General features: G+C 45.2%; 22 protein-coding genes. 21 read left to right on the top strand and 1 reads right to left on the bottom strand.

The features are described 5' to 3' along the window. Positions 1 to 85: 85 nt before the first annotated feature. The 11 genes from hisA to Q9R46_RS22950 all read left to right on the top strand — a co-directional run bounded on the left by hisA (position 86) and on the right by Q9R46_RS22950 (position 13715). Positions 86 to 820: a 1-(5-phosphoribosyl)-5-[(5-phosphoribosylamino)methylideneamino]imidazole-4-carboxamide isomerase gene (gene hisA, locus Q9R46_RS23000; protein WP_090924774.1), complete on the top strand. Its 735-nt coding sequence runs from the start codon at positions 86 to 88 to the stop codon at positions 818 to 820. Between the two features lie 30 nt (positions 821 to 850). Further along, positions 851 to 1612, top strand: coding sequence for an imidazole glycerol phosphate synthase subunit HisF (gene hisF / locus Q9R46_RS22995; protein ID WP_311281941.1), 762 nt, complete (start codon positions 851 to 853; stop codon positions 1610 to 1612). After that, complete coding sequence (hisIE, locus tag Q9R46_RS22990) at positions 1605 to 2351, top strand: bifunctional phosphoribosyl-AMP cyclohydrolase/phosphoribosyl-ATP diphosphatase HisIE (protein WP_397386406.1); 747 nt, start codon at positions 1605 to 1607, stop codon at positions 2349 to 2351. Before hisF ends, hisIE begins: the two co-directional genes overlap by 8 nt. A gap of 14 nt (positions 2352 to 2365) precedes the next feature. Then, positions 2366 to 3205, top strand: a complete 840-nt coding sequence (gene hisJ, locus Q9R46_RS22985; RefSeq protein ID WP_311281940.1) for a histidinol-phosphatase HisJ — start codon at positions 2366 to 2368, stop codon at positions 3203 to 3205. Between the two features lie 89 nt (positions 3206 to 3294). Continuing rightward, on the top strand, positions 3295 to 4242 hold the full coding sequence (locus Q9R46_RS22980) for a ribose-phosphate diphosphokinase (protein ID WP_311281939.1): 948 nt from the start codon (positions 3295 to 3297) through the stop codon (positions 4240 to 4242). A 268-nt stretch (positions 4243 to 4510) separates the two neighbouring features. Beyond that, a complete protein-coding gene (locus Q9R46_RS22975; protein WP_311281938.1) occupies positions 4511 to 6772 on the top strand; it encodes a helix-turn-helix domain-containing protein in 2262 nt (753 codons plus the stop codon). A 496-nt stretch (positions 6773 to 7268) separates the two neighbouring features. Next, on the top strand, positions 7269 to 8870 hold the full coding sequence (locus Q9R46_RS22970) for an extracellular solute-binding protein (RefSeq protein WP_397386405.1): 1602 nt from the start codon (positions 7269 to 7271) through the stop codon (positions 8868 to 8870). Between the two features lie 113 nt (positions 8871 to 8983). Next, complete coding sequence (locus Q9R46_RS22965) at positions 8984 to 9883, top strand: ABC transporter permease (protein WP_311281936.1); 900 nt, start codon at positions 8984 to 8986, stop codon at positions 9881 to 9883. Positions 9884 to 9956: 73 nt separating this feature from the next. Then, the gene (locus tag Q9R46_RS22960; RefSeq protein WP_311281935.1) at positions 9957 to 10829 is read left to right on the top strand and encodes a carbohydrate ABC transporter permease; all 873 of its coding nucleotides are present in this window, start codon (positions 9957 to 9959) and stop codon (positions 10827 to 10829) included. A gap of 55 nt (positions 10830 to 10884) precedes the next feature. Beyond that, positions 10885 to 11838, top strand: coding sequence for a sugar phosphate isomerase/epimerase family protein (locus Q9R46_RS22955; protein WP_311281934.1), 954 nt, complete (start codon positions 10885 to 10887; stop codon positions 11836 to 11838). Positions 11839 to 11972: 134 nt separating this feature from the next. Further along, positions 11973 to 13715, top strand: a complete 1743-nt coding sequence (locus Q9R46_RS22950; protein ID WP_311281933.1) for a hypothetical protein — start codon at positions 11973 to 11975, stop codon at positions 13713 to 13715. Between the two features lie 128 nt (positions 13716 to 13843). Here Q9R46_RS22950 and Q9R46_RS22945 read toward each other — a convergent pair whose 3' ends face one another. Next, complete coding sequence (locus tag Q9R46_RS22945) at positions 13844 to 14260, bottom strand: hypothetical protein (RefSeq protein ID WP_311281932.1); 417 nt, start codon at positions 14258 to 14260, stop codon at positions 13844 to 13846. Positions 14261 to 14675: 415 nt separating this feature from the next. Here Q9R46_RS22945 and Q9R46_RS22940 point away from each other — a divergent pair, with 415 nt between their 5' ends. The 10 genes from Q9R46_RS22940 (at position 14676) to Q9R46_RS22895 (ending at position 25910) form a co-directional block, all read left to right on the top strand. Continuing rightward, a complete protein-coding gene (locus tag Q9R46_RS22940; RefSeq protein ID WP_311281931.1) occupies positions 14676 to 16418 on the top strand; it encodes a tetratricopeptide repeat protein in 1743 nt (580 codons plus the stop codon). 191 nt (positions 16419 to 16609) lie between these two features. Beyond that, a complete protein-coding gene (gene trxB, locus Q9R46_RS22935) occupies positions 16610 to 17569 on the top strand; it encodes a thioredoxin-disulfide reductase (RefSeq protein WP_311281930.1) in 960 nt (319 codons plus the stop codon). 164 nt (positions 17570 to 17733) lie between these two features. Further along, entirely contained in the window at positions 17734 to 18765 is a 1032-nt protein-coding gene (locus tag Q9R46_RS22930; RefSeq protein WP_311281929.1) for an AI-2E family transporter, read from the top strand. 410 nt (positions 18766 to 19175) lie between these two features. Then, positions 19176 to 20126, top strand: a complete 951-nt coding sequence (locus Q9R46_RS22925) for an ROK family glucokinase (RefSeq protein WP_123066169.1) — start codon at positions 19176 to 19178, stop codon at positions 20124 to 20126. 52 nt (positions 20127 to 20178) lie between these two features. Beyond that, entirely contained in the window at positions 20179 to 21078 is a 900-nt protein-coding gene (gene rapZ / locus Q9R46_RS22920; protein WP_090924789.1) for an RNase adapter RapZ, read from the top strand. Positions 21079 to 21091: 13 nt separating this feature from the next. Next, on the top strand, positions 21092 to 22078 hold the full coding sequence (locus Q9R46_RS22915; protein ID WP_145335930.1) for a gluconeogenesis factor YvcK family protein: 987 nt from the start codon (positions 21092 to 21094) through the stop codon (positions 22076 to 22078). Positions 22079 to 22084: 6 nt separating this feature from the next. Next, a complete protein-coding gene (whiA, locus tag Q9R46_RS22910) occupies positions 22085 to 23023 on the top strand; it encodes a DNA-binding protein WhiA (RefSeq protein WP_145335933.1) in 939 nt (312 codons plus the stop codon). 219 nt (positions 23024 to 23242) lie between these two features. After that, complete coding sequence (locus Q9R46_RS22905) at positions 23243 to 23512, top strand: HPr family phosphocarrier protein (protein ID WP_090924792.1); 270 nt, start codon at positions 23243 to 23245, stop codon at positions 23510 to 23512. A 173-nt stretch (positions 23513 to 23685) separates the two neighbouring features. Then, the gene (locus Q9R46_RS22900) at positions 23686 to 24441 is read left to right on the top strand and encodes an SIMPL domain-containing protein (protein ID WP_311281928.1); all 756 of its coding nucleotides are present in this window, start codon (positions 23686 to 23688) and stop codon (positions 24439 to 24441) included. Between the two features lie 371 nt (positions 24442 to 24812). Next, positions 24813 to 25910: a stalk domain-containing protein gene (locus Q9R46_RS22895; RefSeq protein WP_311281927.1), complete on the top strand. Its 1098-nt coding sequence runs from the start codon at positions 24813 to 24815 to the stop codon at positions 25908 to 25910. The last annotated feature ends 243 nt before the right edge of the window (positions 25911 to 26153 follow it).

The raw sequence follows: 26153 nt of genomic DNA, 5'->3' as shown, positions 1-26153 counted from the left end.
CAAAATCAGTTATAAATATATTCAACTTGAAGCTACATGAAAGTTGAATCGAATTTCAATCGAATCCACACTCAGGAGGACTTGTATGTCATCTTTTATCTTATATCCCGCGATCGATATCCGGGACGGCAAATGTGTAAGACTGGTGCAGGGTGATTATAATCAAGAAACGGTGTACAACGATGACCCGGTTCAGGTTGCGCTTAATTGGGAGAAGCAAGGCGGTACATACGTTCATCTGGTGGATCTGGATGGTGCCAAAGCAGGATACCCGGTTAACGATGAGTTGATAGGGCGCATTGCATCCGCAGTGAGTGTACCTGTGCAGGTTGGGGGCGGGCTTCGTACAGTCACTGACGTTGAACGTTTATTGGGACTGGGTGTTAGCCGATTGATTATCGGGACAGCGGCGATTGAGGATCGTGCTTTTACGGAAGAAGTACTGGGACGTTACGGAGATAAAGTAGCGATCGGTATCGATGCGCGGGGCGGATATGTTGCCACTCGTGGCTGGCTTGAAACCTCCGAGGTACAGGCTGAGGTGCTGGCGAAGGAGCTTGCTGCTTATGGAGCGGAAACGTTTATCTTTACGGACATTTCCCGTGACGGTATGATGCAAGGGCCTAATGTTGAGGCGATTGTGTCTCTTGCCAAAGCAAGCGGACGGACAGTTATTGCTTCTGGCGGTGTCAGTGTCATGGATGATTTGCTTCGCTTGAGTCGTCATACAGATGACGGTGTTGGCGGAGCCATTGTAGGTAAAGCTCTGTATACGGGAAGTATTGATCTGGCTGAAGCAGTGCGTTTGGTTAACAAGTAACGGATAATCGGGTAGAGAGGAAGAAACAGTATGCTGGCAAAAAGAATCATTCCCTGTCTGGACGTGAAGGACGGCCGGGTCGTTAAAGGCGTGAACTTCGTCAATCTCCGCGATGCGGGTGATCCGGTAGAGCTGGCGGCACTGTACGACCGCGAAGGCGCGGACGAACTTGTATTTCTCGATATCTCCGCATCGGTGGAGGGCCGTCAAACGATGGAGGAAGTCGTAAGACAGACGGCAGGCGAAATTGCCATTCCGTTTACGGTAGGTGGCGGGATTTCCAAAGTGGAGGACATGAAGCGTATTTTGCGTGCAGGTGCGGACAAAATTGCGGTAAATACAGCGGCGGTACTTAATCCACAGATTATTGCGGATGGCGCACGCCGCTTTGGCTCGCAATGTATCGTGGTTGCTATTGATGCCAAGTATAACGAGGCGTGGGGTGAGTGGGAAGTCTACACCCACGGCGGACGGAAAGCATCTGGCATCAAAGCACTGGAGTGGGTTAAACAAGCCGAAGAACTGGGTGCAGGAGAATTTCTGTTAACCAGTATGGATGCAGACGGTACAAAAGACGGTTTTGATCTGAAGCTGACCGCTGCCGTTTCGGAATCGGTGAGCATTCCTGTAATTGCATCAGGCGGTGCAGGCAAGGAATCGCACTTCTATGATGTATTCACAACAGGCAAAGCGGACGCAGGTCTGGCTGCAACCATTTTCCACTATAAAGAAATTGCCGTACCGACATTAAAACAACAATTACGAGAGCAAGGGGTGGAAATCCGTGACTAAAGTGAGCGATGAAATCAAGGAGCAACTCTCCTTGGAGCAGGTTGTGGAGCATATTCGCTGGGATGAAGGATTAGTTCCTGCCATTGTGCAGGATGTGGATAGCCGTGAAGTGTTAATGATGGCTTATATGAACCGTGAATCCCTCAAGCTATCACTTGAATCCGGTGAGACATGGTTCTGGTCACGTTCACGTCAGGAGTTGTGGAATAAAGGAGCAACTTCAGGCAATGTACAGAAGATCGTTTCTTTGAAATATGACTGCGACGGCGATACACTGCTAGTTGAAGTTAAACCGAAGGGCCCGGCTTGCCATACAGGTGCAGTGACTTGTTTCCATAATGAAATTATCGGGTTGTCCACTAGTGAAACAGAACAAGACAACAAAGAAGAAGCGGGAAGCACTGCAAACTCCAGCGCGACCTCTTCATCTAATGCGGAAAGCCGCTTCGAGGTTCTGGCTGAACTGGAATCCGTCATTGCTGAGCGTGAGCACGAACGCCCGGAAGGTGCGTATACCACGTATCTCTTCGACAAAGGTGTCGATAAAATCCTGAAAAAAATCGGTGAGGAAGCCTCCGAGACGATTATTGCTGCGAAAAATAAAGACAATGACGAGCTTCGTCTTGAAGTCAGTGACTTGATGTATCACTTGCTCGTATTGCTCCAAGAGCGCAAGCTGCCGCTGGATGACATCATGTCGGAATTGAGTCGCCGTCACGAACGGCCACGCCGCGATTAGGAGGCGAACGCTGAATGCGTATAGACTATCACACCCACCATGAACGCTGCGGACATGCTGTTGGCAAGCTGGAAGAATACGTGCAACGCGGGATTGCCATCGGTCTGTCCCAGATTGGGTTGTCTGATCATATGCCGCTCCTGCATGTAGATCCGGCTGAATATTATCCAGAGATGGCTATGCCTATGGATGAACTGCCACGATATGTCGAGGAATGTTTCACCTTGAAGGAACGGTACCGCGGGCAGATTGATGTCCGTGTCGGTCTTGAAGGGGATTATATCGAAGGCTTCGAATCGGAGATTCGTTCGATTATTGAACGTTATCCATGGGATTATGTCATTGGCTCCGTGCATTTTCTGGGTGAATGGGATATTACCGATTTCCGTCAGACTCACCAATGGGAAGGCAAGGATGTCCTTGAAGTATACCGCCAGTATTATGATGCTGTAAGCAAAGCGGCCGCTACAGGGTTGTATGATATCATAGGGCACTCGGATGTAATCAAACGTTTTGGATATGTGCCTTCACCTGAGCAAAATGAGGAACGCATTGCACTGGAGGATGTTGCTTTGCAAGCTATTGCAAAAAGTGGCTGTGCTATGGAGCTAAATGCATCAGGCTTGTCCAAGCCATGTGCAGAGATGTTTCCAAGTCGAAGAATGCTGACCGAAGCGATTCGATTGGGCATCCCTCTGACGATGGGATCGGATGCACATGATCCCATGAAGTTAGGCGATTATCTGCCTGAGGCAGAAGCGCTTTTACATGAACTCGGCTGTAAGCAAGTGGCTGTGTTTGAAAGCCGCCAGCGCTCGTTCATTCCTTTAAATGTAGACAGCAGTGGAGTATAATAAGGGTAAAATAACCTTATATACGAGTTGGAATCTCCAACATAACTATACAAGGAATTATGATCGGGGATAACCCGCGGGAGGGCATTATGCAGCATTCGTTACGTATTTTTTCCGGTTCATCTAACCCTAAGCTTGCAGAGCAGGTATGCGACAAGCTGGGAGTACAACTGGGTAAGATTAAACTGTCCCGGTTCAAGAGCGGAGAAATATACGTTCATTACGAAGAAACGATCCGCAATTGTGATGTGTTTTTGATACAGTCTTTGTCTCATCCGATCAATGAACTGTTTGTCGAATTACTTGTTATGATTGATGCGGCAAAACGGGCTTCGGCGCGCACGGTAAATATTATCGTTCCGTATTACGGTTATGCTCGTCAAGAGCGGAAGTCGGCTCCGCGTGAGCCCATCTCGGCCAAGATGGTTGCAGATGTATTAACGACAGCGGGTGCAAGCCGGGTGGTTACGATTGACCTGCATGCGGCTGCAATTCAGGGATTCTTCAACATTCCAGTCGATCATATGACCTCACTGGACTTGATCAGTGAATATCTGCTTAGCAAAGATATCAAAAATCCGGTTGTGGTTTCTCCTGATGCAGGACGGGCATCCATGGCGGAGAAGCTGGCGAATCGTCTGGATTCACCATTTGCGATCATGATCAAGAAACGTCCAAGTCATAATGAATCGATTATCACGCATGTTATCGGTGACGTTGAGGGACGAACGCCGATTATTATCGAGGATCTGATCGATACAGGTACAACGATTGTAAATGTTGTTGAAGGGTTAAAGGAACGCGGTGCAGAGAATGCATATGTTTGCGCAACGCATGGCTTGTTCTCGGATGGAGCAGTAAGCAAACTAAATCATCCATCCATTACGGAGGTTGTGGTAACAGACTCCATTGCACTTCCGGAGGATCACCCGGATTGTTTTAAAGTATTACCCGTCGCGCCAATGCTTTCACGAGCTATCCGCATCATTGTTGATGGTGGATCTATGGCCACACTGTTTAAGGACTCCGGTATTTAATTTTATGATGAGATAAACGGGGACATCACAGTCCAATCTCGTTTCATGTTCCGTGTCTGAGTGCATTTGCTCAGCACGGTATTTTTGTTTTGACCCCACCGATTCAATTCCGTGCCATGTTGTTTGATAGCTTGTGATATAATAAACATAAAAACAAGAAATGATAGCGTTTTTATATAGATGTATTTGCGATGGATTTGATGTGGAAAATATACAGTAGAACCACGGCTAATGGACGTTGGCATCGTGGAGTGAGGAGTGGGGTCTATTGTCGCGCACGTGGTATTATCGGTTACTCTTTTCATATTTCCCTATATTTTTCTTTACGATGACCATAATCATTTTTAGTGCGTTTGTCTTCATTAATGATATTTCCAAAGAAGAAACCCGGAAGGCTGACCGGATATCCACCAGTTATCTGGCCACCACGCTGGATCATACAATCAGGGACATTGAACTGGCTGTGACAGAGAAAGTGCAATACGAACCGGCATACAGGCTTTATTTCAACGGTAACAATCCTAATAACTCGGATACAGTGTATACTATTGCACAAAGTTTACGGGAGATGATCAATTCATCTTCATGGATTCAATCCATATATCTGTATGACAAGCAACATGAGCGAGTTATAACGCTAAGTGGTTCAAGGGACGTGGCGAATTTCTCAGATAAGGCTTGGATTGATCACATTCTAAGTGGTGCAACGGGTCAAGGCTGGCAACCTGTTCGAGAGATGGAACCAGAAGAATATCAAAGGACACCTGTGCAAGTGTTAAGCGTAAATAAAGAAATGCCTTTACCTTTTGGCTCAGATGGTGTACTGGTCATCAATATCAAGATGAGCAGTATCAAGCAGAGTATCGATAGCATGGTCAATGGAAAACTCTCCTTCCTGACGATAAGCGATCAGGAGGGCAGGGTCGTCTATGATGCTCATTCCGATAATGAGAGTGCTATCGAGGGTACAAAATTAAACGAGTTACCCTTGGAAAGGTTGGGATGGACGCTTACCAGTGGCATCAAAGCAGGCAATTTATTTGGCTGGGTGTCGGTTGTTTCTTATGTTTGGGTATTCATTGCTATCTTGACGGTGATCTGTGCAATTATCTACATCGTGTATGTGACCCGGCGTAACTATAAGCCAATTCAGATCATCATGAACCGGATTGAATCGCAACAGATTAAAGCATTTGAACAATCCGGTGCTCGTATGGATGAGATGAAGATGATTGATGGTGTGCTTGAGAACTTGATTAACCATATGATGGATTATGATAAAAAGAGCCGCGAGAATGTACTTATGCAACGTAGTAAGTTGTTTAGTGCTTTACTTCAAGGTGAGCATGTGGACGATGCAGCTGGCCAGCTGTATGAGGTGTCTCCATTTGATGGAGCCCATGCAGCTTCTCGCTTTATCGTGGTTGTTGGGGATATTAACCGATATGAGAAGGGTTTTCAGGAAAAGTTCACCAGAGGAGAGCAAAATACACTGAAGTTCGCCCTGATGAATGTATTACAGGAGCTATCTAGGGATACAGAAGTGCAATGTTGGACGGAATGGATCAGTGCGGATCGGATTGCTATTCTTTTCTTTTCGAAAGAAGACGGGCAACAAGGTCAGGAATTGTCTAAGCAGATTCGAGTGGTTGCTGAGGAATGTAAGTCATGGGTGGAGCAGAACCTCCGTATATCCCTCAGCTTCGGCATTGGTCCTGTTGCTGAAGGAATTGAAGCGATACATCACTCGTTTACTGCCGCTGAAGCAGTGATGCAGCGCAAGTTGCTGATGAATGGCGATGTGGGTGAAGCAGAGACCAGCGAGATCCAACATCCATTGCTAGAGACATATACGTATTTGCAGATGATTGCCGACTTTGTCAAACGGTTTAGAATGTCGAGTGGGCAGTGGAGAGAGCAATTAGAGGATATTTTTAAGGAATTTGAGCGAAACAAACTACCGGATGATGAGATCCGTTCCTTAATTGAGGCTATGCTACAGATGCTTAGCCGGGAAGTCTCCATGATGTCAGAAGGATTGCAAAAAGAACTATCGGAAGAGAATATTAACGATTGGCTGAATGCGATGGAAGAAGCAGAATCGTTAGAGGATGTTAAAGTGCTGTTGTTTGACAGTCTTACCGATCTGTTCCGTACGTACGTTGCTGTAACGGAAACGAAGAGTTATAAAGCTATGGTTAATGAAATGAAAAAGTATATCGAGGAGCAGTTCACCAATCCAGATCTGTCGCTTAAACATCTGAGTGACCGTTTCCAGATTTCCGGAAAGCATGCCAGTTATCTGTTTAAAACTGAATTCAATATGAAGTTTGTTGACTTTGTGACTGAGCTTAGGATGAAAGAGACTGAGAAGTTGTTGCTGGATACAGATCATTCCTTACAAGATATAGCTTTGAAGGTTGGCTATGCGAACGGAATTACACTCGGACGTGTGTTCAAGCGGGTCACAGGGATTACTCCTGGAGATTATCGCCGAATGAATAAAGACTCAAAGGAAACGGATGAGTGAGCTGGGTCAGCATTTCAGAAGTTAAGATCAAATGGACTTGTCAGTTTTTCGCACATGGGGAAAGCATTGATTTCTTAAATCAGGGTGAATTATTGCAATGAGCCTCCAGAATGTATGGAGATTTCACATGCAATGGTTCACCTTGTTTTGTTTAATTAACAACCCAAAAATGAAAGCGCTTGAAAGTTTTTGAAATATACATGATTCTTTCATCGTTATGTCAGAAGATCTTCCATAGTTACATCGGCATGTTATTTACGAATTTAGTCAGTGTGGGAAAATGGTTTATCCATACCTTACACACAAAGAGGGAAGGATTAATGCCGAAGCCTGATACCATAGGGTTTTCGGGCATTTTGGCAGTATGCGAAAATAGGCATAGGAGGCAAACTGAAACTCTTTTATTGATGTAACCGAATTTAGTCAGTTGTCGGAGATCACAATAGTATGGAATACTCAGGGCAAGCTTTAAAACATTCACGTAAAGCCAAAGGGGATGAACAGAATGACAAGAAAAGGGAGTCTAAAGAAGTTGATGGGTTTGGCACTTACAGCAGTAATGGGTGTCTCACTACTTGCGGGGTGCGGATCTTCAGATGACAAATCATCAGAAGGGGGAGCAGCTGGTGATGGAAAACGTGTCACATTAAAGGTGGAGCTTTTTGACCGAGGTAATACTCCTTCGCCTTACACGATCACGAACAGCTATCTCACAAAGATGATTCAAGAAAAGTTCGGCGATCCCAACAACATTGATGTACAATTTGTTCCTGTTCAACGTTCCGAGGAAGTAACGAAGCTGAACGTCCTGATGGCAAGTGCTTCAGATGTTCCGGATGTTGTCTTTGTTTATGACTCTACTGTGTTCTATCGCTATGCACAGCAGGGAGGACTTACAGATGTAGGTGATCTGATTAATCAGTATGGACCGAATCTGAAGAAATTCCTGGGTGAGGATACTTTGAAGTTTGGACAATTAGAAGGAAAGCAGTTTGCTATTCCCGGTAAACGCGCCATCACAGGCCGTTACAGTTCTTATATCCGTCAAGACTGGTTAGATAAGCTGGGAATGCCAGCACCTAAGACAACGGATGAGCTGTATACAACTTTGAAAGCATTCAAGGAAAAAGATCCAGCGAAACTGGGAAGTAAAAACATCCCTATGGGCTTTGCTCTTGCACCGGCTCAGTATGAGACACTGATCTACTCCTTTATCAAACCTGTAAGTGGTGACAAGACATACGGCCAACGTTATGAATTGCCACTCCACGAGGGATTCAAAGAATCTATGCAATTCCTGAACAAACTTTACAATGAAGGTTTGATCAGTAAAGATTTCAGTTTGGATAAAGACAAAACGCAACTGAACAAAGATATTCAAAATGGTAATGTAGGCTTCTGGTCTGAAGATGCTGATGCAATGTTCGGTAAAGAGGCGACAATGGATCTCATGCGTAAAAACGTAAGCGACGGCAAAGTTCTGCCATTAGATGCTTATACTAATCCGAACGCAGATAACAAACACATCAAGTCACGTTACGGTTCAAATGGTTTGTTCATCATGATTCCGAAGAGCAGTGAGCGTGCAGTGGAAGCAGTTAAATACCTGGATTGGATGGCCTCTGACAACAACCTGATGGATATCATCAGCGGTGTGAAAGGCGAGAACTATGATCTGGTAGACGGTATTCCGGTTGCAAAAGAAGATACAGCTCAAGATGCAGCAGATCGTTTCTATAACGCAAATGACTTTGCAATTATCTCCAACGGTAAAAACCTCGGAGATCAAGCTACAAACGAAAAAGCATGGATTCTGGGTTACCCTAAAAACAACCAAGAACTGTTGAAGCAATCTCTTGAGATTGCAAACACCGATACAGTAGGACCGATCATCTTTGATAAACCGATTGCTGCAGAGATGAAATATGGAACCACACTCAATGATAAGCTCGATGTCATTATCGTAAAAACAGCTATGGCAAAACCGGCTGATTTCGACTCCGTATATGAAAAGGAAATGGCTGATTACATGTCCTTGGGCGGTAACGATTTGAAGAAAGAGCTAGAAGAAGCTCTTCAGAGTATGGGTGCAAAGTAACCTTAGTATGCTTGGATAATAATAAAAAAACCATACAACTGTTTCAAATTAGAAAGGAACGTGTGCCGCCGAATAGGCGGCACAAACGTTTCTTATGATAGGAGGAAACCGTCTTGAACCTCACATACTTGAAAAGATATTGGCAATTGTACGCACTGATTTCCCTGCCTATAATCTACTTTTTAATTTTCCGTTACGGACCGATGTACGGTGTTCAAATTGCATTTAAAGATTTCAACTTGTTTCAGGGTATCAACGGTAGTGAATGGATCGGTTTCGATGCTTTTCGCGAAGTATTCGCCATGCCCGATTTCTACACTACATTACGCAATACGTTTATGCTGAATTTTCTTGATCTGATCGTTTCATTCCCTGCTCCAATTATTCTGGCGATTATGCTCTATGAGGTGAGATTCAAATGGTTTAAGAAAATCTCACAAACCATTCTGTATATTCCTCACTTTATCTCCTGGGTTATCATCGGGGGGATTGTGTACCAATTGTTTGGCAATCAATCAGGTATGGTAAACAATCTATTGCAGAGCATGGGATTTGATTCCATCCCGTTTTTGACAGAAAAAAACTCATGGCTTGTTACCTACCTGTTCACAGGTGTGTGGCAAAGCGCTGGGTGGGGAACCATCTTATATCTGGCTGCATTAACCGGTGTGAACAAGGAATTGTTCGAGGCAGCTGAGATTGATGGTGCAACGCGGCTGAAGAGAATCTGGCATATTACAATTCCAAGTATTAAACCAACGATTATTACCTTGCTTATTCTTAACCTTGGAAATATGGTCAGCATCGGTTTTGACCGGCCTTATGTTATTGGTAATACGGCTGTTCGTGAATATTCCGATGTACTTAGTACCTTTGTATACAGAGTTGGTATACAGTCTGGACAATACACACTCGCAACCGTTGTCGGCTTATTCCAGGCGGTTGTCGGATTGATCTTTGTCCTCGGTTCCAACTATCTCTCCAAGAAAACAACAGGTGAAGGAATTCTATAATTCCCGATCAATAGTAAAATGTACGCCAAGGACTGGTTGTACGTATAACCATCAGTAAAGGAGTTGTGCACAGATGAGTGATCGCACCTCGAACCGAATTTTTGACATTGTCAATGTCACCTTTATTACATTGTTTGTGCTATTCTGTCTTGCTCCGTTCTTACACACGATTGCAATATCACTTAGTTCGAACCGGGCTATTACGTCAGGTGAAGTAACGATTTTCCCAAAAGAGTTCTCTTGGGATGCATATGGTCAAGTATTTTCGGATAACTCCATGCTGTATTCACTAGGATTTACAGCACTTCTTACGGTTGCAACAACGGTACTCTGTCTGTTGTTTACCATTGCTGCAGCATACCCTTTGACGAAGAAAAATTTAAAGGGCCGCAAGTTGTTCATGTACATCATCATCATCACGATGTTCTTCAGCGGCGGGATTATTCCTGAGTATCTGCTGATTCGTGACCTGCATTTGATGAACTCGGTATGGGCATTGATTTTACCTGGGTTGGTTAGTCCATTTAACTTGATTATCCTGATCTCCTTCTTCCGTGGAATACCGGATAGTCTGGAAGAGTCCGCCGAGATTGATGGAAGTTCACATGTTCATACGCTATTCAAAATCATTTTGCCGCTGTCTATGCCGGTACTTGCTACACTTGGTCTGTTCTATGCGGTTGGACGGTGGAATGGCTTCCAGGATTCTCTGATGTACATCACAAATCCGAAGTTATATCCTTTGCAACTAAAGCTCTTCCAAATGGTACAGAACAACATGATAACTGACCTCACATTACTGGAGGGCGCTAGCCGCACAAGATTGACACCAGAGAGTCTGAAAGCTGCAGCGGTTGTCTTTGCAACAGTACCGATCCTGCTCGTATATCCATGGTTGCAAAAGTATTTTGTTAGTGGCGCAATGCAAGGAGCAATTAAAGGTTAATTCGTAGTCCCCATACAGGCAAACATCACAACCGGGGAAGGAGAAGGAATGTATTATGCAGGGAATTGACAAGGGAGAATACTCATTCTCGACATGCTGGAATATCAGGAGACATCCTGTAGGTGAGGACATGATTCGGGAAATTGCAGGGCTCGGCTTTCGCCGAGTGGAGCTTAATTATAATGTAACGAAGGAAATGCTCACGACAATTGAGCCGATGATCGAGCGCGGAGAGATTGGGGTGTCCAGTGTACACAATACATTCCCCCATGATCCCGATCCTGATTACGGAACAGATTCTGTGCTGCTCGGCTTCGAAGATGAAGTCAAGCGGAAGCGGGCCATTGATCTTCTGGTTGGATCGGCTGAATATGCACATCGTTACGGAGGGGAAGCTGTCGTTGTACACCCAGGCGAGGTACCTTTCCCACATGATATCAGCAAGGATCTGGAAAAGCTGTATCGTGAAGAAGGAACGGACTCCTCGCAATATCAGAGCAAATGGGCAGAGTTCATGGAGCGGCGCGAGGCCCTGAGTGCAGGATATATTGAAAAAATCATCGTCAGTCTGGATGAAGTTTGCAACCGGGCGTTATCCAAGGGACTGGACGTTCGTTTTGGGATCGAAACTCGCTCAAGACCGCAACAGATTCCCACGCTTGCTGAAGCGAAAACGATCATCCAGGCTCTCGAGGGTGCTCCAGTCGGGATTTGGTACGATACGGGTCATGCAATTATGATGGATCGATTGGGACTGTACGACAGTGTAGGTGAGATGCAAGGCCTCATGGATGATATCGTCGGTGTTCATATCCATGAAACATTGGGATTATCCGATCACTGGTGTCCATACGTGCATAGTAAAGATATGCACTTCTATGATGCATATCTTCCAATGATCCGTAAAGCACAGGTGAAAGTGTATGAATTGAAGTCAGCCTGTGAACCGGAAGCAATTCACGAAAGCCATGATCTGCTAATGCAGAAACTTGCAAGTTTAAAAGCATAGATTGACAAAGCGATAAGATCGGTTGGCTCGGGCTGTTAAAGCGCACGGCCTGCTGATCTTATCTTTTAAATAGGACTGGATTTATATAGTTGACGTTATTGAATGGATGGATAGATGGATGGAGGGGAACGTAGATGTATAGACAAATGGTAGAAAGCAATGACAGAGCTACTGAACGAGGTATAGAGCGGCAGGTGCTTGATTCGGAAAGTCGTTACTATGGTGGAACAATTGACCCTGTTTCAGGTGTGGCTTGGGTTAACCATACAACGGGAACACCTACAGATATGTGTTTTTGGGGGGCAGCCCTTTCTAATCCAGACTCAGCGTATTATCGCGACGAGACTCTGTTAGAGAGACTTCGGTTAGCAAGTGAGTTTGTGTTGCGTCATCAACACAGTGACGGATCGATATCACCTGGCTGGACGAACTATCACTCCCCGCCAGACACTGCTTTTGTTGTTGTAGGGTATTCGCAGTTATTTCAACTCTTGAATCAACAGGATTGGGCACCGCTGAAGCCTGTACTGGATAATATGCGACTGTTTCTGGAACGGACAATTCCAGTGATGTTAACAGGAGGTTGTCATACACCAAACCATCGTTGGGTGTTGTGTGCAGCACTTGGTTTTCTGCATGAGATCTTCGGTATAGAGGAAGCGGTACAGCGTGCGGAGCAATGGCTGGCGGAAGGGATTGATATTACCCCTGATGGGGAGTGGACCGAACGTAGTAACGGGATCTACAATGCGGTGAGTGACATTATGCTGATTCATGCCGCAAGGTTGTTGAACCGTCCTGAACTGCTCGAACCGGTACGTTTGAACCTTCGAATGATGGTATATCTCGTACACCCTACAGGTGAGATTGTGACCGATTATTCAGGCCGGCAGGATCTGGGCAGTAAGCACGGCTTGTCTTCGTATTATTTGCCTTATGCGATCATGGCCAAACTGGATCAAGATCCAATTTTTGCAGGTATGGCTGCTTGGGCGGACAGCGATTTGACAGACCCTGGCGTGTGTTCGGTGAATGCGCTCGTGCGATTGTTGCTGGAGCCCGAGCTTCAACAGACTACCGGGACAACGGATGCGCTCCCGAGCCAATATGAAGTTATGCTTAATGAGCATTTTGCGCGGGAACGTTATGTGAGCCAAATGGGAAACGTAGGCCATTATGGACGAATCTCGCACAGTCGGATGCATACGGATTTTGGTGCTCCTGTTGCCCGAGTCCGTGATGGAGAAACCAGCGTGACGGTTATGACGGAGGTAGCTCCATTTTTTGCACTTCGTCATGGTGAGGTACGTCTGCTCGCTGTTCAGTTAGCGTCTTACTTTAATCCCGGATATGTACCGATGCAAAATATGACTCGTCTCCCTCAGGGATATCAATTGACTGGTGAACAGAAAAAAGGCTATTACGGTCCTGTTCCTTCGGCCGATTTACCAGCTACAGCTTCTTCATCCATCAGCCCGTGGTATCTGCTACCACATCAGACTCGTACACTTACACATGAGCAGACATTCCGTGTCGGTGCCGAGGTACTGCAGACAGATCACGGCTGGACGATGCACTTGACTGGTGAGGAACCGCAGGACATCATGATGCAGTTATCCTTTGTATTTGGAAGTGAAGGAGAACTTAGCTGTGAAGATGGCATAGAAACCAGTGATGGAAGCATTCTGTGGAAAGGCGGCAAGCTTCGTTATAGTTGCGGAGAAGATTGGCTTGAGATTGACGGAGGCGAGATGGGACATCTGGCGGCAACGGTGCGTGAAGCCAAAATGCCTGAGAATTGCAAGATTGTACTGGTTAATTTCATGACTCCATTCGATAAAACAATAGATATAACGCTTTCTCCGTCACTAGTATGATGAGAAATCTCAGTGAACTTCTTAGCTAAGTATTTATAGAATGAAGTAAACGGCGTGTACCGATATTCACTGGTGCACGCTGTTTTATGTTTTCTTGAAATTATTTATGGTAATAAATGATATTTATGTTATGAATTTAGTTGTTCTAACGCAGCTTCAATTGCTTCATTCATTAATGGATGATCTGTGCTGTTACTCCAGTAAATAAGGAGAATATTTTCTTTTTCGTATAGGGCAGGAAACGTTGTGGAATTAGTGTTTTCTGTAATTTTGTTGAATTCTTCAGCTCCTTGTAAACGATCTTTTTCTGAATTGAAGATATAGAAATGGATAAATTCGTCGGTATTACTGTCTTCTTCTTCGTCTGACGTCTTGACTGAGTATACTTCCGGTATAACATTATTTAATTTCATGGGATATCCGGTTATACCAAAAGGCTCCAGTTTCAAATTTTGTGATTCAAGTGCAGTTAACACCTCATCCAAATTTAACTTGTTTTCATTCTCTTTGGAACATCCGGTTAAGGCAACGAAGCACATGATCATGATTAAGAGCAACTTTGTTTTTGTAATATTCAGATGGAATCCCTCCCCTAGGATAATATCTGCTTATTTTCGTCATAATTTTTTAGCATGTAAAATGGAGTAAAAGTGACGTACTAGGCGATTTATATGGAATATTATTTAAAATTAGTATTCCAGTAAATATATAAACTTATTTTACCATGAACAATTTATACCATCCAGATTCCCATAAATGGAGAGTGTTATATAGGGTGTGAAATTTAACTATCTATGAAGCTCCGGACCGATAGTATTTCACTCATAATCGGGATGAAATGCCATCTTGATTATTTGTATTATTTTCATAAACGACATGAAACTACATATAGCGAAGAGCGCCTAAAGATGTGGTATACTGAAGAGTATGAATGAAAACAAAGAGGAGGTGCCTTGCGAGATGAAGGGCAAGCTAGTGCGGACCGAGGGTCACCTTGCCAATATTATACCGATTCACTTGGATGCTTCTTTCTTTTTTGAAAGAGCTGTCCGCTCGCTGGACCGTAATCATGTCGACAAGGCATTGAAATATTTTCGCAAAGCTGTTGAGTACGAGCCGGAAAATCCGGTGAATCATTGTAATATGGCGGGTATTTTATCAGAAAAGGGAGACTATAAAGCTTCCAATGCCATTCTGGCTCATGTGCTGGATGTGGTTGACCCGTCGATGACGGAATGTTATTTCTATATGGCAAACAATTATGCCAACATGGATCAATTTGAGGAAGCCGAACGGGCGCTGGTCACCTATTTAGAGGAAGATACGCAGGGGCAGTTCATGACGGAAGCAGAAGAGATGATGGAGCTTTTGTATTATGAGCTGGATCGCCCGGCCAAATTAAATCGAATCAAGTCACGCCAAGGGGTCGTGGAGCACGATCAGGCACGTGAGTTGCTGGAAGAAGGGAAGTTTGCCCAAGCTGCAGAACTGCTCGAAGGCATGTCGCCTGATTATCCGGATTATCTTGCTGCCCGTAACAATCTTGCTCTCGCCTATTATTATATGGGACTGTTCTCCAAAGCAAAAGAGACTATTGCTGAAGTACTGGAACAAGAACCAGGCAATCTGCACGCGCTTTGCAATCTGGCGATCTTTTATCAAAATGAGAATCGGACAGACCAAGTGCTGTTGTTGATTAAAAAACTGCTTGCGATCGTGCCATTCCAGCACGAACAGGTGTACAAGCTTGCTACAACAATGGGGATTTTGGGCCAGCATGACTCGGCCTATATTCATTTCCGCCGTTTGCTCAAGGGTGAAGAGACCGCTACTGATCCGGCACTGGCGCATTACGCGGCAGTAGCAGCGTTCAACACAGAACGGTATGACATCGCAAAGCGGCTGTGGCATCACGTGAACAAGCTTGACCCAGGTTCTGAGGTAGCTCGTTATTATTTGGACGGCCTTGATGCGGTAATTCAAGGTGTGCAGGAGCCGAGTAAGTTAAGCTATCACTACCATCTGCCCTTCGACGAGCAGTTCAAGCAATGGGAGGATTACGGTAATGGCATTCCGGAGGAGATGAAAAATGATCCGTTGATTCGCTCATCGTTCTTCTGGGCTTTACGTCACGGAGATCAGGCAACCAAGCTACAGGTTATTCATGCGCTTGGCATGATTGGTGATTACGAGGTGCAACAGGCCTTGCAATTGTTCATTAATGAACCTGGTGAAGAGCCTGCCTTGGTCAAGGCGGCGGAAGCCGTTTTGCATGATCTGCAAAGGGTTGAACATCCTGAATTGAACACTGAAGTTTCTCAACCACTTACCCCGGAGGCCTTAAAGACCATACCTAAGGTGAGTAAGAATGAAGTCGCAGGGATTCGACTCGGGAAAGAGACATCCCCCCATTGGCAGGCTGTTGTTGATCGTGCGCTTCAGATGTCAGAGGCGAGAGCCGAATTACAGCAAGAGATGGAGCGGATCTGGACAGATTATGTTTCCAGGGTTCGACCGGATCTATCTGGTTCCAAACAGATCGAAGGATGGGCTGCAGGACTGGAGTATCTGGCTTCCAAAAACCGTAACCGGCCCGTTACGTATCAGAGTATCGCTGAACGTTACGGTATATCTGCATCTACCGTCAGCAAATATGCGAGGCAGCTCAATCAGATCTGTAGTGTAACTCCGCCTAACGGGTAGAATTCAGAGATCTAGGCTCTGTAAAACGTGGCAATTCAAGCTTGAAACATGGTTGTCCCTGAGAGAAGGATACATTAACCGGGAAAACGGGTAAACTTAACGAATAGGTCTAAAAATGCCTGTAGATATCATCTTGGCAAGTTATTCGCGACCATTACACATCTTAACCTGATGAAGGAGGCAGTATCTATATGTCTAAATACAGAACGATTGTGATCGGAACCGGACCTGCGGGTCTGACAGCAGCGATATACCTGGCTCGTGCGAATCTGAAACCGCTGGTGATTGAAGGTCTTCAGCCAGGTGGGCAATTGACAACGACTACAGACGTCGAGAACTTCCCGGGTTTCCCGCAAGGGATTATGGGGCCTGAGTTGATGGACAACATGCGTAAGCAAGCAGAACGTTTTGGGGCTGAATTCAAGAATGGCTGGGTGGAAGAGGTTGATTTCAGTAAGCAACCTTTTAAAGTAAGTGTGGGGGGCATTGGTGAATTGGAGGCAGACTCCATCATTATCTCCACAGGTGCTTCGGCTCGTTATCTCGGTATTCCGGGTGAGCAGGAAAACGTAGGACGGGGAGTAAGTACGTGTGCAACATGTGACGGATTTTTCTTCCGCGGCAAAAAGATTGTTGTGGTGGGCGGTGGCGACTCCGCTATGGAAGAAGCGAGCTTTTTGACTCGTTTTGCTACAGATGTTACGTTGGTTCACCGCCGGGATGAACTGCGCGCATCCAAGATTATGCAGGATCGGGCCCGCAGCAACGAGAAGGTGAAATGGGCTTTGAACCGTACACCTCTTGAGGTTGTACCTGAAGCAATGGGTGTCAAAGGGTTGAAGGTGCGCAACAATGAAACTGGTCAGGAAGAGTTGCTCGAAGCAGATGGTGTATTCGTTGCCATCGGGCACACGCCGAATACTGGATTTCTTGGCAATGCCATTGCACTGGATGAGCATGGGTATGTTGTGGTGAAGCCAGGAACAACAGAAACCAACATTCCGGGTGTATTTGCATGTGGTGATGTTCAGGATACGAAATATCGTCAAGCCATTACAGCTGCAGGATCAGGTTGTATGGCTGCGATGGATTGTGAAAAGTTTCTGGAGGGAAGTATCGTGCACGATTGGAGCGAAACGCTGGATAAGTAATACGCATGACAGCCCTATGGTTTGGAATAAACTAGCATAAGAGACAACGGGAAGTCTCATGAACTGAGAGAAGCCGGAGGGCTTCTCTTTTTTTGAAACGATGATGGGCATGATTTCGTATACATAAGGGGTATATTAGCTGTGAGGTGAAGAAGTTGGGGGAAATGATAAAAGATTGGCTTCAGAATGCAACGGTTAGACGTTTTTTGATCCTGCTGTTGTTCTGTTTAATTTTGTTCAGTATGGGGAGTATGCTTCATATGATTCTGCTGTTGTTCCTGGTGACTTATGTCATGAACAGGCTACAGCATCTCATTACAAAAGGTTTGAATCGCTTTTTTCCAATCGACTATAAAGTCGTGGTCATTCTGCTGTATATGATTGTGATTGCCGGAATTGTACTTGGGATATCCAGATATTCACCACGGATTGTGGATCAGGTTGTGCAGTTAACCAACGAGATTATGAAATTTCTCGACACGGCTGATGGTGATAATTTTGCCTCCAAGATCGCTGGTTATCTGCAGTCCTTCGACATTAAAAATTATACCAACGAAGCGCTGAAATACATTTTTGCCTTTAGTAAATGGCTGGAATTCATCCTGCTGGTTATTATTTTGAGTTTGTTCTTCCTGTTGCAGAAAAAAGAAATATATAAGTTCACGTCCAAGTTCAAAACAAGCAAAATCGGTTGGTTCTATAATGAAGTGGCATACCTGGGCGACAAATTTGTATCTTCTTTTGGTAAAGTCATTGAAGCGCAGCTGCTAATTGCCGTATTTAATACGGTGCTGACGATGCTCGGATTGTGGATCTTAGGTTACCCTTACCTATTCGCGTTAACGATTATGGTCTTCCTGCTCAGTCTGGTGCCTGTTGCAGGGGTTATGATCTCCCTTGTGCCGCTCTGTCTGATCGGGTATCAAATGGGCGGACTGCAGATGGCCATCATCGTGATCATTATGATCGTCATTATTCATGCGCTGGAAACATACTTCCTGAATCCGAAGCTGATGGCACACAAGACCAAATTGCCGATGTTCTACACCTTTATCGTGCTGATTCTGTCGCAACATTTCCTTGGAATCTGGGGCTTGATTATTGGTATTCCGATCTTTGTCTTCATGCTGGATATTCTGGATGTGAACAAGATGGAGAAGACTGAGGAACCTGTGCGCGTCGAGTCGAAGTTGTAATTGATTCTTGAGAGTTCCTAAATTGTGCGAAAAAAGAATAAACGCCTCCAGTGCTTCGCTGGAAGGCGTTTTTTGTTATACCTACACCTGAGGTGATAGGTATCATGGGTGATTGTGTTAACAATGTCATGATCGTCTGATGACCAATGTCATTTTTTATGAATGGAACGAGGGATAATGAAATATCATGAGTTGAGGCTACCCTTTCTATCAGGGAAGGAGGGAGCATGGCGTTTTAATAGATTAAAATCAGGTTGTATACGCATTCAAAAATGGTGTGTGATGTCGTTCACAACCCTGCCAAGGCATGTTGAGCGTGAGGTCTTCTCGTCTTGACCCCGGCGTATCCTTCAATTATAGTTGGTACGTAGGACTTAAACTATTTTAGATAGATAAAGGTGGCTTGCAGCATGTCTGAGAAAATCTACGTTGGGGTCGATCTCGGCGGAACAGCAATCAAGGTCGGTATATGTGATGATCAAGGTCAGCTTATGCATACGTATGAAGGACCGACTGAAGTGGACCAGGGCGTTGACACGGTTATCGCCAACATCGAGAAGTATGTCCGTCATATCGTAGCCGAATCGCCATACAGCTGGGAACAGCTTGAAGGTGTTGGTGCAGGAGTTGCCGGTTTCACGAATGTACGCGAGGGGATTATTGTTCATGCTCCTAACATCGGATTTCGGAATGTAGCCATTCGTTCGGTTCTGGAAGAGCGTCTGGGCAAGCCTGTCAAAATAGATAATGATGCGAACGTTGCTGCTTTGGGTGAAGCTTGGGCAGGAGCCGGCAAGGGCGTAGACAATTGTGTATGCTTCACACTCGGTACAGGCGTTGGCGGTGGTCTCATCCTGAACGGTAAGATCTATCAAGGGTTTTCCGGCATGGCAGGGGAACTGGGCCATATCAGTGTTGTGCCTGATCTGGAAGCGATCAAGTGTGGCTGTGGTAAAATGGGATGTGTAGAGACGGTATCATCCGCAACAGGTATCATTCGTATGGCGAAGGATGCTGTAGAGCGTGGTGATCATACGTCCCTTGCCTTGGTAGACAAAATTGCGGCCAAGGAAGTATTTGATGCGGCCAAAGCCGGCGATGAAGTGGCACTGCGGATTGTAAACCGTGCGGCTTATTATTTGGGCAAATCCATGGCAACCGTAGCAGCTGTACTGAATCCGGAATTATTCATTGTTGGCGGTGGTGTATCGAAGGCAGGCGACTTCTTGTTTGATGAGATTCGTACTGTGTTTGCTCAATTAACTCCAGAGCCGTTGCAACAAGGTGTTCAGATTTTGGAAGCTACACTGGGCAATGATGCAGGTATCGTAGGCGCGGCAGGTCTCCTCTTACGTTCGTAGTACCTTTGTAACACGATATATCCGACATCAATATGATAAGGAGGGGACATTTATGCTTGACGGTGAAGGCTCACCAGGCACAGGCGCCACGCTCATTATCATTACGGGCATGTCCGGAGCGGGTAAAACGATAGCTGTGCAGAGCTTGGAGGATCTAGGGTTTTTCTGCGTAGATAATTTACCGCCTGTTCTAATTCCTAAATTCGCGGAGTTGATCGAACAGTCGAATGGCAAGATTGGCAAGGTAGCGCTGGTCATCGATCTTCGGGGACGTGAATTTTTCACGGCATTATCCGAGTCTCTAAACTATATCAAGGATCATTTTACGATCCATTGCGAAATTTTATTTTTGGATGCAACCGATTCGGTTCTGGTCCAACGTTATAAAGAGAGTAGACGCAGACATCCGCTTGCTCCGGAAGGGATGCCGCTGGACGGCATCAAGCTGGAACGCAAGATGCTGGAGGAACTTAAAAATTCGGCAACTCAGGTGCTGAATACCAGCACGATGAAGCCTGCTCAATTGAAGGAGCGCATCATCTCGCGGTTCTCTCACTTGGAGAGCCAGATGTTATCCGTGAATATAACGTCCTTCGGATTTAAATACGGTATTCCGATTGATGCGGATCTCGTATTTGATGTTCGTTTTTTACCGAATCCGCATTATATTGATCATTTGCGGCCGAATACGGGACAGAATAGTGAAGTGTACGAATATGTTATGAAATGGCCGGAAACGCAAGCGTTTCTGACCAAGCTGCTGGATATGCTGCATTTTCTGATTCCGCAATACCGGAAGGAAGGCAAAAGCCAGGTTATTATTGGAATCGGCTGTACCGGAGGCAAGCATCGTTCGGTAGCAATATCGGAATATTTGGGCAAAATGCTCGGAAGCAGTGAGACTGAAGCTGTTACCGTAAGCCACCGCGACGCTGACCGGGACCGTCATTGAAGAGGGTGAAGGGATGAAAGAGGCCGGACCACGGAGAGAACGTCCGAGAATCGTTGTTATGGGCGGCGGAACCGGATTATCTGTGATGTTACGCGGTTTAAAAGAGAAACCGATGGATATCACGGCCATTGTTACGGTTGCCGATGACGGTGGGAGTTCAGGGATCCTGCGCAGTGAGTTGCAAATGCCGCCTCCAGGAGACATTCGTAACGTGCTCACCGCGCTGGCAGATGTTGAGCCACTGCTTTCGGACATGTTAAAGTATCGTTTCAATACAGGTGCGGGGCTTGCAGGCCACAGCCTGGGCAATTTGATATTGGCTGCAATGACGGATATATCAGGCGACTTTGTGACCGCTGTGCGGGAGCTTAGCCGCGTGTTTGCCGTTAGGGGTCAGGTGCTTCCGGCAGCGGGTCAAGCTGTTGTGCTGCATGCTGAGATGGAGGATGGATCAATTATTACTGGCGAGTCCAAAATCCCTGAGGCAGGCGGGCGCATTAAACGTGTCTTTCTTGAACCGGATCACGTGGAGCCGTTGCCAGAAGCTGTCGAGGCTATACGCCAAGCAGATGCGATTCTGATTGGCCCGGGTAGTCTATATACGAGTATCCTTCCTAATCTGCTTGTGCCCAAACTGGCAGAGGCTGTCGTTGAAACGGATGCGGTGAAGATGTTTATTTGTAACGTAATGACACAGCCGGGAGAGACCGACAATTATACAGTGAGTGATCATCTTAAGGCAGTGCATGAGCATATTGGTCACCAGCTCTTTGACTACGTGATCGTGAACAACGGTGACATTCCACTACAAGTACAGAATAAGTATGCGGAAAAAGGAGCAAAACCGGTTGTTCTTGATATGAATGTGCTGAAAAGTTCAGGTTATCAGGTTGTCGCAGATACGCTGGTTTTGTTCAAAACCTATCTGCGCCATGATGCCGACAAGCTCAGCCATCATATTTACCAGCTGGTTCAAAATTGGATGTTACGGAAGAGGTGAAGTCCCATGTCATTTGCAGCACAGACCAAAAAAGAATTAACGATGATTGAAAGTGAAGCGTGCTGCGAACAGGCGGAACTTTCAGCCCTCATCCGTATGCTTGGTGCAGTGCAGTTATCGAATAAAAAAGTCATCTTGGATATTTCGACAGAGAATGCTGCGATCGCAAGAAGGGCATACTCTCTGCTTAAAAAGCATTTTCAAGTGCATACGGAATTGTTGGTTCGCAAAAAAATGCGGCTGAAGAAGAACAATGTGTACATTGTTCGTGTTCCGTCTATGGTTCAGGAGATTCTAAAGGAGTTGCATATCGTCTCCGAAGGGTTCCTGTTTACTCCTGGCATTAATGAAGAGTTACTGGAGAAGAATTGTTGTAAGCGAGCTTATCTTCGTGGTGCATTTCTGGCAGGTGGTTCCGTAAATAACCCGGAGGGCTCCTCATATCATCTGGAGATTGCGTCCATGTATGAAGAGCATTGTCAGGCACTGGTGGATCTGGCCAATGAATTTCATCTTAATGCCCGGTGTATAGAAAGGAAAAAAGGATTCATCCTATACATTAAGGAAGGCGAGAAAATCATTGAGTTGCTTAGCATCATCGGTGCTCACCAGGCCTTGTTCAAGTTTGAAGACGTTCGAATTATGCGGGACATGCGTAACTCGGTGAATCGAATTGTCAATTGTGAGACAGCTAATCTGAACAAAACGATTGGAGCAGCGGTTAGACAAATCGACAATATCCGTTTACTGCAAAAGGAAGTGGGTCTGGAATCTCTTCCGGATAAGCTACGTGAAGTAGCGGAGGTGAGGCTTGCTCATCCCGACATTAATCTGAAGGAAGTAGGCGAATTGCTAAAAGGTACGGTGAGCAAATCTGGTGTGAACCATCGCCTTCGGAAGATTGATGAGCTTGCTGAGAAAGTGCGCGCGGAACGTTATAGTTGAAGGTTAAAATGAATCATTTAGGTTTAAGGTATGTTATGACCTTACCAAGTCGTGTTGGGTTACTCGTGCGGGTAAAGGAGAGGCTTCGGTTCTGGATTTTTGCCTGAGCTCGAGGGCTAAGTTTTTTCTTCTAGTGTCCTGCACGGGTTAATGGTATAATGTTGTATAAATATAATTGTGTATTTAATGTCCAGATTTCATAATAGGGGGTAAGTTTCTATGACAAAGCACCCGGTAGTTGTCCGTTTGAAAACGGGTCTCCATGCCAGACCTGCAGCACTGTTCGTTCAGGAAGCGAATAAGTACTCATCTGAAGTGTTCGTCGAGAAGGACGATAAAAAAGTAAACGCTAAAAGTATCATGGGAATCATGAGCCTTGCGATCAGTACAGGTACAGAAATCCATATTAGTGCTGAAGGCGCGGATGCGGATCAGGCTGTAAACGCTTTAGTTAGTCTGGTGAGCAAGGAAGAGCTTGAGAACCAATAAGCTTCATGAACTCAATTCAATCTATGAAGAAGTCCCGCAAGGGGCTTTTTTGCGTTTTATATAAATTTTATTAACCGTGCCCGTCAAGTGCAACATTATGGAATTTGTCCCGTCTGTTAAGGTATCAAATCGCTTCAAGTTTGAGAAGTTAACATATGAGGAGGTTATTCGTAATGGGTAAACAATGGATGAAACCGTTTGGTGCAGTGCTGGTGGCAAGTTCGTTGCTGGTCGGAGGAACGGCTTATGTAGCCCCAGGAAACTATGCTTATGCTGCCGAAGTTCAGGGCGTACAGCAAAATGTAATCAATGTCGTAGGTAAAGGTGAAATTCAAGTGAAACCGGATATTGCCTATCTGTCCATCGGGGTGAACAGTACTGCCGATACTGCGGCGTCAGCCCAGAAGGCAAATGCCGCCAAGATTCAAAAGGTTACTAACTTGCTGAAAAACACATGGAAGATCAGTGCAGATGATATTCAAACCAGTCAATTCTATGTGCAACCGAACTACACGTATAGCGAAAAAGATGGACAGAAAATTAAAGGTTACACAGCACATCACACATTGACAGTAACATATCGTGATATGGACAAGATTGGTGAACTACTGGATGCAGCGTCACAAGCAGGTGCCAACAATATCGAAAATGTACGCTTCACGGTAGAAAATCCGGAGAAATATGAATCCGAAGTCATTGCTAAGGCAGTAGCTAATGCAGATGTGAAGGCAGGAGCAATTGCTAAAGCAGTTAAACGTCAACTGGGTACTGTCCTTTCGGTAAGCCAGCCGGATGCTAATGTTCCTGTGTTCTATGCATCAGAGTCTTTGATGTCGCAAGCGAAGAGTGATTCGAACGCAGGTACACAGATCGAAGCAGGTCAAGTTAAAGTGAGCACCGTTCTTAATATTACGTATGAGATGAAATAAGGAATGCTATATCAATACGAGCTAAAATGATTAAATATTAAACATTTAAAATAATGACAAAAACACTGTCTTATCAGGCAGTGTTTTTTTGTTGCACATGTGGGCTTTGAGGAAGTAAGGGATAGAAATTACTTATATGGTCGGTTGTAGTGCAGCGCGAATAATGTCGTTTTTGTATCGTTTTTCATGACAAAACGTTCATTTTCTGTTGTTTTTCCCTTTTGATTTTCATCAAGATTGTAACTGGAGCTGTAAACCATTCCGAAAACGGGTTAATTATAATTAAGAGGTGAGCGTATGGCATGTGTAGTAACGTTCGTGATTACATACGCAATGAACCTAATGGTAAATAAAAGAGAGGAGTTTTATAGATGAAAACATGGAAAAAATGGACGAGTGCATTATTGGCGGCAGGTGTAATTATGGGGGGGAGCACAGCGTGGATGGATCAATCGGTTCAAGCTGCATCCGTATCTTCCAAAGTAACGGCACCGGCTGAAGTAACGTTGAAATCAGGCGGTAAAACACTCACGCAAAAAGGCCTCCTTCAAGGTGGATCTACATGGGTGTCGCTGACAGCGGTCAAGGATGTAGCGGGCGGTACATTGAAATATGATGCAAAAACGAAGTCGTATACCGTAACTGCAGCGAACAATGCAATGACTGTTAGTTTGATGGATGGACAGCCAAACGTGTATATTAACGGTTTTTATCCTCAAGTGGAGGCAAAATTGATCCAGGGTCGTTTGTACATCCCGTTCTCTGCAATGAGAGATTATTTGGGTGTACAGGGCAGCTGGGATGCCAAAACCAAAACGCTGACCCTGAGCAAAGTAAAACAAAATAACGTACAGGTGAAATCAACTAAAGCCAACGTGACCGTGAAAAACGCTGAGGTGGATGTACAGTATCCTCAAGTAAGTGGACTAGCGAGCAAAGAGGCTGAGACCACGATTAACAAAGTGCTCAAAGATGAAGTAGACACGGCTGTTGCTGCCTTCAAAAAACAAACGTCTGAATTCGGTGGAGCAACCGCAAACCGTCCATATGCATTCGAAACATCTTATGTGGTGACGTACAATGAGAATGGTGTGCTGGGTCTGATTACTCAACGTTATGAAGACTATGCAGGAGCACATGGCATGACGTATCGGACGGGTCACACATTTGCACTCGATACAGGTAAAGAGCTGACACTGGATGATGTGTTGCAAAACAGCAAATCCATGCGTGAAACGGTCAGCAAAAAGGTTGGTGAGCAACTGAAAGCGAACACGGGATACTTGAGCGGCTACAAAGGGCTGAACAAAGACCAAGACTTTTACGTGACGCCAACAGGCGCTGTTGTGTTCTTCCAGTTGTATGAGTACACAGCGTATGCAGAGGGCTTCCCAGAATTCAAGTTCACTTACAAGGAAATTTTGCCTAAAGGAACCACACCCTTCAGCAACGTAGCTTCTGAGAAGTAAGTTCGGTTTGGGGTAGATGAAATCATAAAATAAATTAAATTCAAGTCAAGAGCACTTATACCGTTTATTCGTGAAAAATAATAAACCAGAAGCCTCCGTCAAAGCAAGAATGACGGGGTTTCTGGTTTATGCAGGCAATATCAACACCCTAATGCAGGTTGTTGATATTGCCTGTTTGCAACTAATAAGCGCAGGGCGTGCTCACCTAGATTCAGGTGATGCCCGCCCTGCGCTTATTTACGT

The organism is Paenibacillus sp. RRE4 (assembly GCF_031844205.1).
Lineage (GTDB): Bacteria > Bacillota > Bacilli > Paenibacillales > Paenibacillaceae > Paenibacillus > Paenibacillus xylanexedens_B.
The sequence above is the reverse complement of the archived record's forward strand: the minus strand, read 5'-3'. Positions and strand labels throughout refer to the sequence as shown.